The sequence below is a fragment of the Patulibacter sp. genome (assembly GCF_030655195.1).
GTDB lineage: Bacteria > Actinomycetota > Thermoleophilia > Solirubrobacterales > Solirubrobacteraceae > Patulibacter.
Genome location: NZ_JAURWA010000142.1, coordinates 1 through 9100, shown reverse-complemented (window position 1 = coordinate 9100; position 9100 = coordinate 1). Strand labels below are relative to the sequence as shown.

Below are 9100 nucleotides of genomic sequence, written 5' to 3'. Positions count from 1 at the left end.
GCCGTCGCCGCGCCGGCCGGCGGTCGCGTCGGCCACGCCCGGGGTGGCGCGCGCGACGCGTGCGACCTCCCGTGCGGCCCCGGCCCGGGCGACGATCGCGGTCGGCTCCGCGGCGCCCGCACCGAACGTGCGCGCGATCGTCTCCTGCCCGAGCACCGACTCCGGGCGGTCGCGGAGCTGCTCGGACTGCGAGAGCCCGACGTCCGCCCCCAGGCTGCCCAGCGCGAGCACGACGAGCAGCCCGAGGGTGCCCAGGACCACCGGCAGGGGGCGACCCGTCACCGCGACGCCGACCCGCGACCACAGGCCCGTCCGCGCGGGATCGGGGTCGCCGAAGCGCGGCACCAGCGGCCAGAACAGCCGCCGGCCGAAGAGCAGCAGCGCCGGGGGCAGCAGGCCCAGGACGAAGACGACCGCGGTCGCGACGCCCACGGCGCCGGCCAGGCCGATGTTGCGGTCGAACGGCAGCCCCGCGAAGGCCAGCGTGGCGAGGCTGAGGGCGACGGTCCCCGAGCTCGCCAGGATCGCGGGGGCGGCGTGGCGCAGCGCGTGGCGCATCGCCGCGTGGCGCTCCTCGTGCCGGCGCAGCTCCTCGCGGTAGCGCGCGACGAGCAGCAGGGCGTAGTTCGTCCCGGCGCCGAAGACGAGGACCGAGACGATCCCCGTCGTGGCGCCGTCGGCGACCAGGCCCGCCTCGCGGCTGAGGATCGCCACGAGCGACGAGACGACCCGGTCCCCCAGGCCGATCACCGTCAGCGGCACGAGCCACAGCCACGGGCTGCGGTAGGTGATCAGCAGCAGCAGGGCGACGACGAGGGCGGTCACCCCGAGCAGCAGACCGTCGGCGCCGTCGAAGACCTTCGACAGGTCGACCTGGAACCCGGCGGGGCCGGTGACCTGTGCCCGCAGGTCGCCCGGCAGGTCCTTCCCGACCTCGGCGCGGATCCGCTCGACGGAGCGCGCCTGCTCGTCGGCCCCGGCCCCGCCACCGCCGCTGGGCACCGACCGCAGCGGCACGCTGAGGATGGCGGCCCCGGCACCCGGGGCGTAGACCGCGCGGGCGACCTCACCCGTCGCGAGGTCCTGCAGGGCCGTGCGGTCCCGCTCGATCCGGCGACGGTCGGCGTCGGTCAGGGCGCCGCCCTGACGGCTGTAGACGACGATCGCCGGCTGCTCCCGCGACTGCGGCAGCCGCGCCTGCAGCCGCACGACCTCGGTCGACTCCGCACCGGACGGGAGGGACGACGTGAGGTCGTCGGAGGTGGCCGCGGAGCCGCCGAGGCCGAGCAGCAGGGCCGAGACGAGGATCCCGATCGCGAGCGGGACGAGCTTGGACCGGCGACCGGTGAGGAGCGCCAGGAGCGGCGCGAGGCGGCCTGCCGGGGCGTCGGGTCGCGGCCCGTCGGAGCGGGAGGCGTCGGGGTCGGGCGGCGCTGCGGGGCTGGACGGGGCCATCGTTGAGTTCTACCATGGAATGATTCCATGGACGAACCACAGGGGACTCGTCCGGTGCGGGACACTTCGTCCGTGCCGGACCCCGCAGAACCGATCGACCGGACCGCGCTGCTGTACCTCCTCCGCCGGCAGTCCGAGGAGGCGATCCGCTTCGCGGCGGTCTTCGGCGAGACCCACGGACTGCACCAGACGGACGTCTCGGCGCTCGCCGCGATCGCCCACGGCGCCGCGTCGGGGACGCCGCTGGGCCCCGCCGCGCTGGCGTCGACCCTGCACCTGAGCCGCCCGGCGACGACGGCGCTGCTGGACCGCCTGGAGCGGGCGGGGCACGTCGCGCGGCGCCCGGACCCGGACGACCGGCGGCGTTCCGTCATCGAGATGCAGCCGGCCGCCAGCGCACTGGCGGGTGAGTTCTTCGGGCCGCTCGGCGCGGCGTTCGGGCGCGCGATCGAGCGGTACACGCCGGAGCAGCTCGAGGTCGTCGCGGCGTTCCTGCGCGACGTCACCGACGCGACGATCAGCACCCGCGAGGCGCTGACGCCGCGTCCCTGAGGTCGTCCCTCAGCCCTTCATCATCCGCTTGGTCGCGGCGATCAGCACCTTGCCGTAGCTCGACGGGATCGCGCGGACGACGGCGTCCATCGCCTTCGCGTCGTTGCCGACGAGGACGCGCACCTTGTTCGCCTCGACGCCCTTGACGATGATCTGCGCGGCCTCCGCCGGCTCCATCTTCAGGAGCTTCTCGCGGTAGAGCTTGTCGCGGGCCTCGTGCTTGGCCGTGATCTCCGCGCCGCTGTCCTTGGCGTGCTGCAGCGCGGCGGAGCTGATGTTCGTCTTGATGCCGCCGGGGTGGATCGAGGTGACGCCGACGGGGTGGCGGGCCTCCTCCATCTCCATGCGCAGGCACTCGGTGAACCCGCGCACCGCGTACTTCGACGCGCAGTAGTGGCTCATCTCGGGCTGGGCCATGATCCCGTTGAGCGACGAGACGTTGACGACGTGGCCGTCGCCGGAGGCGATCAGGTGCGGCAGGAACGCCTGCGTGCCGTGGATGACGCCGAAGAGGTTGATCGAGAGGACCCGCTCGTAGTCCTCCCACTCCGACTCCAGCACCGGGCGCGAGTGCGCGACGCCCGCGTTGTTGTAGATCTGATTGACCCTGCCGAAGTGGGCGACGACCTCGGCCGCCCAGGCGAAGAACGCCTCGCGGTCGGCGACGTTCAGCGTCGTGATCAGGACGTCGGGCGAGCCGGCGGCCTTCGCCAGCGCGGAGGTCTCCTCGAGGCCCGCCGCGTTGACGTCGGAGATCGCCAGGCGCACGCCCTTCGAGGCGAGCAGGAGCGCGATGGCGCGTCCGATGCCGGAGCCGGCACCGGTGATGGCGGCGACCTTGCCGTCGACCTTGCTCATGCGGCCACCGCCTCGGCGCCGGCGTCGGTCGGGGCCGGTGCGTCCTCGGTGATCTTCGCGATCGGGGGCGCCGGGTACGACGTCGGCAGCGCGGCGCCCTTGCGGACGAACCGCAGCACGCCGTCGTCGACCTTGCCCTTGCGCAGGTGCTTCTCGTCCTCGCGGTAGCTCATCGCCAGGTGCCAGGGGGCCGACGGGCCCTGCTTGGGCATCTTGTCGAGCGCCCGCAGGACGTAGCCGGCCTTGAAGTCCATCAGCGGCCGGGTCTCGACGTCCGCGTCGTCGTTGACCGGCACGGCGATCGCGTAGCCGCCCTCGTCCATCTGCGTCAGGACGCGGTTCAAGTACTTGCAGACGAGGTCGATCTTGAGCGTCCACGACGAGTTCGTGTAGCCGATGGCGAACGAGAAGTTCGGCACGCCGGAGCCCATGAAGCCCTTGTAGGCCAGGGTCTCGGGGATCTGGACGGGCGTCCCGTCGACGTCGAGCTGCAGGCCGCCGAAGAGCAGCATGTTCAGGCCGGTCGCGGTGATGATGACGTCCGCGGGGATCTCCTTGCCCGACGCGGTCAGGATCCCGTCCTTCGTGAAGCGCTCGATGCCGTCGGTGACGATGTCGGCGCTCTTCTTCTGGAACGCGCGGAAGAGGTCGCCGTGCGGGACGGCGCAGAGGCGCTGGTCCCACGGGTCGTACTTCGGGTTGAAGTGGACGTCGACGTCGATGTGGTCGGGGAGGAACTTCTTGTTGATCCCGCGGATCCACTTGCGGGCCTGGCCCGGGAACTTCTGGCAGAAGGCGTACAGCAGGCGCTGCTGCTCGATGTTCTTCTGGCGCGTCAGGCGGTGGCCGCGGCTGTCGCCGAACCACTTGCGGAAGCGGTCGCCGATCGGGTCGGTCGACGGCAGCGGCAGGACGTAGGAGGGCGAGCGCTGCAGCATCGTCACGTGCGCACCCTGCTTCGCGAGCGCGGGGACGAGCGTGACGGCGGTGGCACCGGAGCCGACGACGACGATCTCCTTGCCGTCGGCCTCGAAGTCCTCGGGCCAGAGCTGCGGGTGGATGATCTCGCCCGCGAAGTCCTCGGCGCCCGGGAACGTCGGCGAGAAGCCCTCGTCGTAGCGGTAGTAGCCCGAGGCGCAGAAGAGCCACGAGGCGGTGAGCTCGATCTCCCGGCCGGCGTGCTGCGCGCGGACGGTCCACAGCGCGTCGGCGGTCGAGAACGACGCCGAGGTCACGCGGTGGTCGTAGCGGATGTGCCGGTCCACGCCGGTCTCGGAGGCGGCCTCGCGGATGTAGGCGAGGATGTCCTCGCCGTCGGCGATCGCCTTCGCGCCCGTCCACGGCTTGAAGTCGTAGGCGAACGTCGAGAGGTCGGAGTCCGAGCGGATGCCCGGGTAGCGGAAGAGGTCCCAGGTGCCGCCGCTGGCCGCGCGGCCCTCGAGCAGCGCGAAGCTCCGCTCGGGGTGGCCCTTCTGCAGGTGGCGCGCCGCACCGATGCCGGACAGGCCGGCGCCGACGATCAGGACGTCGACGTGGGACGTCTCGGTGGCGGGGCTGGTGGGTGCGGCGGTCGGGGAGCTCATGGGCGTTCTTGCAGCATGACCCTCATGGGCCCCGATTACCCGAGGCAGATGCCCACGATCGGACGTTCGGATGTGCACGACGCCCAACCTCGAGGCGTAAGCTGGTGCCGTGTCGACGCCGACCTCGTCCTGGCCCGCCCCCAGCCCCCGGATCGCGGAGCTGATCCGCGAGGGCTGCGCGCTGATGCTCGCCACCCCCGAGGACGTCGCCGTCGAGGTCGACGCGGTGACCCTCGCCGACACCGACCCCGCCGTCCTGGCGGACCCGTCCATCGTCGAGGCGATCCGGCGGGCCAACCGGGCCAACCTCCTGCACTGGGCCGAGGCCAACGTGCGGGACCCGGGCGCGCCGGTCGCGCCGAACCTGGGGCCCGAGGTCGTCAACGTCGCCCGGGACATGGTCCGGCGGGGCATCGACGCCGTGACGCTCGACGCGTACCGGACGGGCCAGAACGCGGCCTGGCGGCTGTGGATGGCCCTCGCGTTCCGCCTGAGCACCGATCCCGACGAGCTGAGCGAGCTGCTGGACATCACCGCCCGGTCGATCTTCTCGTTCGTCGACGCGACGATCGCCGGGATCACCGCCCAGGTGCTGCGCGAGCGCGAGCGCCTGACGCGCGGCACGCACGCGGAGCGCCTCGAGGTCGTGACGCTGATCCTCGAGGGCGCACCGATCGCGCAGGCACGAGCGTCGACGCGGCTGCAGTACGCGCTGGACCGGGACCACACCGCGGCGGTCGTGTTCAGCGACAGCGCCGACCCCGACCAGGGCGTCCTCGGCCGCGCGGCGGAGGCGCTGGCGCAGGCGGCCGGGGCGCGAGCCCCGTTCTCCGTCACGGCGAGCGCCTCGTCGCTCTGGGTCTGGATCCCGGGCGCGGCGGGCCCCGACCTCGAGCGCGTCCGGGCCGCGATGGAGGACCTGCCGGGCACCCGGATCGCGCTGGGCACGACGGACCACGGACTGGCCGGCTTCCGGCGCAGCCACCTCGACGCGCTCACGACCCAGCGCCTGCTGCACCGCACGCCCGACCACGTCCGTCTGGCGTCCTACGCCGAGGTCCAGGTCGTCGCGCTGGCCACGCAGGACGAGGAGCGCGCCCGCGAGTTCGCCGAGCGCACCCTCGGCGACCTCGCCGACGCCCCGTCGGACCTGCGCGAGACCGTCCGCACCTACGTCCGTGAGGGCTTCAGCGCCAGCCGCACCGCGGAGCAGCTCTTCACCCACCGCAACACGATCCTCAACCGCCTGGGCCGCGCCGAGGACCTGATGCCCGCCCCGCTGACGGGGCGGACGGTCCAGGTCGGTGTGGCGCTCGAGGTGGTGCGCTGGCTCGGGACGCGGTGAGGGGCTCGCCGCCTCAGCGCACCCGGATGGCCGTCAGGGGCGGCAGGTCGTACTCGCCGACCCGCTCGTACGAGGTGCCGGACCGGGACGCCCGACGCTCGCCGGACGGGGCGGCCGGTCGACCCCGATCCGGTGAACGACCTGGGACGACGGGCGGCACCCCGATGCCGCCCGCGTCGCCCGCGCCCGGGCGGGGCGGCTCAGCGGTGGGCGACCGCGCCGGCGGTCCGGCGGGGAGCCACCTCGTCGGCGTCCCCTGCCGGCGTCGGGATGCTCCGGGAGGTCTCGGGACGCTCCGCCACCTCGACCTGCGGCTCGGGCTCCGGCGTGCGCAACTCGGTCTCGATCGAGGCCCGCAGCGCGCCCTCGAGCGCCTCGACGTGCCGGGGCTTCGCAGCACGGAAGCCCTCGATCGGGGCCTCGGCGAACTCGTCCCACGTGCGGGCGAAGTCGGGGTGCGACCACCGCGCGCCGTGGCGGTGCGCCGCCAGCATCGGACAGACGCCGTCGCCGTCGTCGGTGTAGGCACCCGCGATCAGGCGCTCGTGCCGGACGCCCTCGAGCATCGCGATGCGCACGTGCACGGGCAGGTCGTCGACGACGCGCCGGAGCTCGGCGAGGTCTGGGCGGGGCAGGCGGAAGATCCGCAGGAACGACATCGTGGAGGACTCCCGGCGGGGACGAGGGACGTCCGCGCAGCCTAGGCCGTGGGCGGGATCCCGTCGAGGACGATGGGGTCGACCGGCGGCTGCGCCCGGGACGGGCGACCCCGGCGCGACCAGCCGCCGCGGCGAGACGTGCGATCGGGGACGGGGGACGGACGCCTGCGGTGGGACGTCGCGGAAGCGCCCGGCCGGCCGGGTGGGACCTCGCGGAGGCGCCCTACCGGCCGGCGTCGGCCGAAGGATCCGACGGGGCCGCGGCCCAGACCCCGGAGGTCCCGCGCCGGTGGCTCCCCAGGAGGTGGGTGTCGACGATCCCGATCGCCTCCATGAGCGCGTACATCGAGGTCGGCCCGACGAACTTGAACCCGCGTCGGCGCAGCTCCTTCGCCAGGGCCGCGGACTCGTCGGTCGCGGTCGGGACCTCGGCGATGGTGCGGGGCTCCGGCGTGGCCTCGGGCCGGAACGACCAGATCAGCGCGGGCAGACCGCCCTCGGCGCGCAGGTCGATCGTGGCCCGGGCGTTGCCGATCGTCGCGTGGACCTTGCCCCGGTTGCGAACGATGCCGGCGTCGGCCATCAGGCGCTCGACGTCGTCCTCGCCGAAGGCCGCGACCACGTCGGGATCGAAGTCCGCGAACGCGGCGCGGAACGCCGGGCGCTTGCGCAGGATCGTCGCCCAGGAGAGCCCGGCCTGGAACGCCTCGAGGCTGACGCGCTCGAAGACGCCGCGCTCGTCCCGCACGGGCATCCCCCACTCCGTGTCGTAGTACTCGCGCATGAGCGGGTCGGTGGCCGCCCAGGACGGCCGCGCCAGGCCGTCCTCGCCGACGACCACGCCGACGGCGGGCGACCCGGGCTGCGCAGACCCGTCGGGGTCCACCGGCGACGCGGGATCCGCGGGTGCGTCGCCGTCGGTCGGCCGCGGCCCCTCCTCGGGTGCGGCGTCGCGGCGGGGGCGGGGTCTCGGGCTGGTGGGCATCGTGGGTCGGCGCCGGGACGCGGGCGGGGACCCTCGTAGGATCGGTGCGCCGACGGGCCGCGCGTCCATTCTCACGTTCGACGCGGCGCCCGCGTCCCACCCGTGCCGTGACGCCCACCGATCCCGACACGCCCGAGCCCCGCCCGACCGATCCGCCGGGCCCCGCCACCCGGTCCCGGGTGCGTCGCGCCGCGGGAGGACCACCCCCCTTCGAGGTCCTCGTGGAGCGCCACGGGCCCGCGCTGCTGCGGTTCTGCGTCGCCCGGCTGGGTCCCGACCGGGGCGAGGACGCGTTCCAGGAGACGCTGATCGCGGCGCTGCGGCACCTCGACGAGCTGCGCGATCCCGGGGCCGTCGCGGGCTGGCTGTTCTCGATCGCCCAGCGCAAGATCGTCGACGCCGCCCGCAGCCGGAGCCGCGAGCCGGTCGCGCACGGCCGGCCGGAGGACCACGCGGACCCCTGGCACGATCCGGAGCCCGGCGACGGGACGATCTGGTCGCGGGTCGCCGGCCTGCCGCCGAAGCAGCGCGAGGCGATCGGCCTGCGGTACCTCGCCGACCTCTCCCACGCCGACGTCGCCCGGGTCGCGGGCACGTCGGAGGAGGCGGCCCGGCGCAACGTCTTCGAGGGCCTGCGGCGGCTGCGCCGGGACGCCGCCGAGGACCCCGACGCACCCTGAGCGGCCCCTCCGGCGACCGTCACGGACCCGGCCCCGCCCGCCGCTCGACGCTCCTGGGCGATCTGGCCCGATCCGGCTCCCACCGCTCCCCGGCGACCTGGCCCGATCCGGCTCCCACCCCCGGAGCGCGGGCCTCCGCGGCCCCCCGGGACCCGTCCGTCCGCCCACGGATGCGCGCGGGATGCAGGGGTAGCAGCCCCGCGACCCGGGCCCCTCCGGGACCGAGAGGACGGACGAGATGGACGAAGCACAGGTCGCCGGATGGCACGGGCGCGAGCTCTACGACCGCGACGGGACGAAGATCGGCACGATCGAGGACGCGTTCCTCGACGCCCGGACGGACCAGCCCGCGTGGGCGACGGTCAGCGCCGGGCTCTTCGGGCGCAAGCACCACTTCGTCCCGCTGGTCGGGGCGCGGGAGGTCGACGGCGGCATCGCGGTCCCCGTCGACGGCAGGCTCGTGGGCGACGCCCCGCACGTCGACCGCGACGGCGACCTCTCCCTCGAGGACGAGCACCGCCTCTACGAGCACTACGGCATCGACGACGGCATCGGGTCCGGCGCCGCCGGCCCCGGCGAACGTGCCGACGACGGGCAGCACGCCCGCGACCGCGCCGACGACGCCGGGCGGGACGACGATCTCCGGGGGCACGACGACCGGGGCGCGCACGACGATCGCCACGACCGCGACGTCCTCGGGCACGACGACCGGGGCGACGACGTCCACGGGCGGGACGACCGGGGCCACGACCTTCGCGGGCCGGACGGCCCCGACGTCCACGGGCACGACGCCCAGGACGACGACGGTCATGGGCACGGCACCGGCGTCGCGGCGGCGACCGCCGCCGGGGTCGCCGCCGGGTCCGGGCGTCGCGACGACCGCGACACGGACGTCGACGGGCGGGACGACGTCACCCCGGCGGCCGACCGGCGCGACGCGATGACGCCGGACGACGACCTCCGGGCCCAGCAGGCCGCCGCCG

The 9100-nt window shown here is 74.6% G+C and carries 9 protein-coding genes; 4 read left to right on the top strand and 5 right to left on the bottom strand.

The window, feature by feature from the left end; all coding sequences use genetic code 11:
- Positions 1-1455, bottom strand: a 1455-nt coding sequence (locus Q7T67_RS16210; RefSeq protein ID WP_304791948.1) for an MMPL family transporter, incomplete at its 3' end; no start/stop codon positions are given.
- A 72-nt stretch (positions 1456-1527) separates the two neighbouring features.
- Here Q7T67_RS16210 and Q7T67_RS16205 point away from each other — a divergent pair.
- Positions 1528-2007 (top strand): MarR family transcriptional regulator, encoded by a 480-nt coding sequence (locus tag Q7T67_RS16205; RefSeq protein WP_304791945.1) that lies wholly within the window; start codon positions 1528-1530, stop codon positions 2005-2007.
- A 9-nt stretch (positions 2008-2016) separates the two neighbouring features.
- Here the strand turns inward: Q7T67_RS16205 and Q7T67_RS16200 are convergent, their stop codons facing one another.
- Together Q7T67_RS16200 and Q7T67_RS16195 are read right to left on the bottom strand one after the other, a co-directional pair.
- The gene (locus tag Q7T67_RS16200; protein WP_304791942.1) at positions 2017-2865 is read right to left on the bottom strand and encodes an SDR family oxidoreductase; all 849 of its coding nucleotides are present in this window, start codon (positions 2863-2865) and stop codon (positions 2017-2019) included.
- A complete protein-coding gene (locus tag Q7T67_RS16195; RefSeq protein ID WP_304791939.1) occupies positions 2862-4448 on the bottom strand; it encodes an NAD(P)/FAD-dependent oxidoreductase in 1587 nt (528 codons plus the stop codon). The genes Q7T67_RS16200 and Q7T67_RS16195 overlap by 4 nt, the downstream gene beginning before the upstream one ends.
- A 184-nt stretch (positions 4449-4632) precedes the next feature.
- Here Q7T67_RS16195 and Q7T67_RS16190 point away from each other — a divergent pair, with 184 nt between their 5' ends.
- Positions 4633-5793: a PucR family transcriptional regulator gene (locus Q7T67_RS16190; protein WP_370695412.1), complete on the top strand. Its 1161-nt coding sequence runs from the start codon at positions 4633-4635 to the stop codon at positions 5791-5793.
- 200 nt (positions 5794-5993) lie between these two features.
- Here Q7T67_RS16190 and Q7T67_RS16185 read toward each other — a convergent pair whose 3' ends face one another.
- Positions 5994-6452, bottom strand: coding sequence for a hypothetical protein (locus Q7T67_RS16185; protein ID WP_304791934.1), 459 nt, complete (start codon positions 6450-6452; stop codon positions 5994-5996).
- A gap of 223 nt (positions 6453-6675) precedes the next feature.
- Complete coding sequence (locus tag Q7T67_RS16180) at positions 6676-7338, bottom strand: DNA-3-methyladenine glycosylase I (RefSeq protein WP_304791931.1); 663 nt, start codon at positions 7336-7338, stop codon at positions 6676-6678.
- Between the two features lie 320 nt (positions 7339-7658).
- Between Q7T67_RS16180 and Q7T67_RS16175 the strand changes: the two genes are divergently transcribed.
- Both Q7T67_RS16175 and Q7T67_RS16170 read left to right on the top strand, forming a co-directional pair.
- Positions 7659-8117 carry an RNA polymerase sigma factor gene (locus Q7T67_RS16175; RefSeq protein WP_304791928.1) on the top strand — a complete coding sequence of 153 codons (459 nt, stop codon included), beginning with the start codon at positions 7659-7661 and terminating at the stop codon, positions 8115-8117.
- A gap of 238 nt (positions 8118-8355) precedes the next feature.
- Positions 8356-9100, top strand: a 745-nt coding sequence (locus tag Q7T67_RS16170) for a PRC-barrel domain-containing protein (RefSeq protein ID WP_304791925.1), incomplete at its 3' end; no start/stop codon positions are given.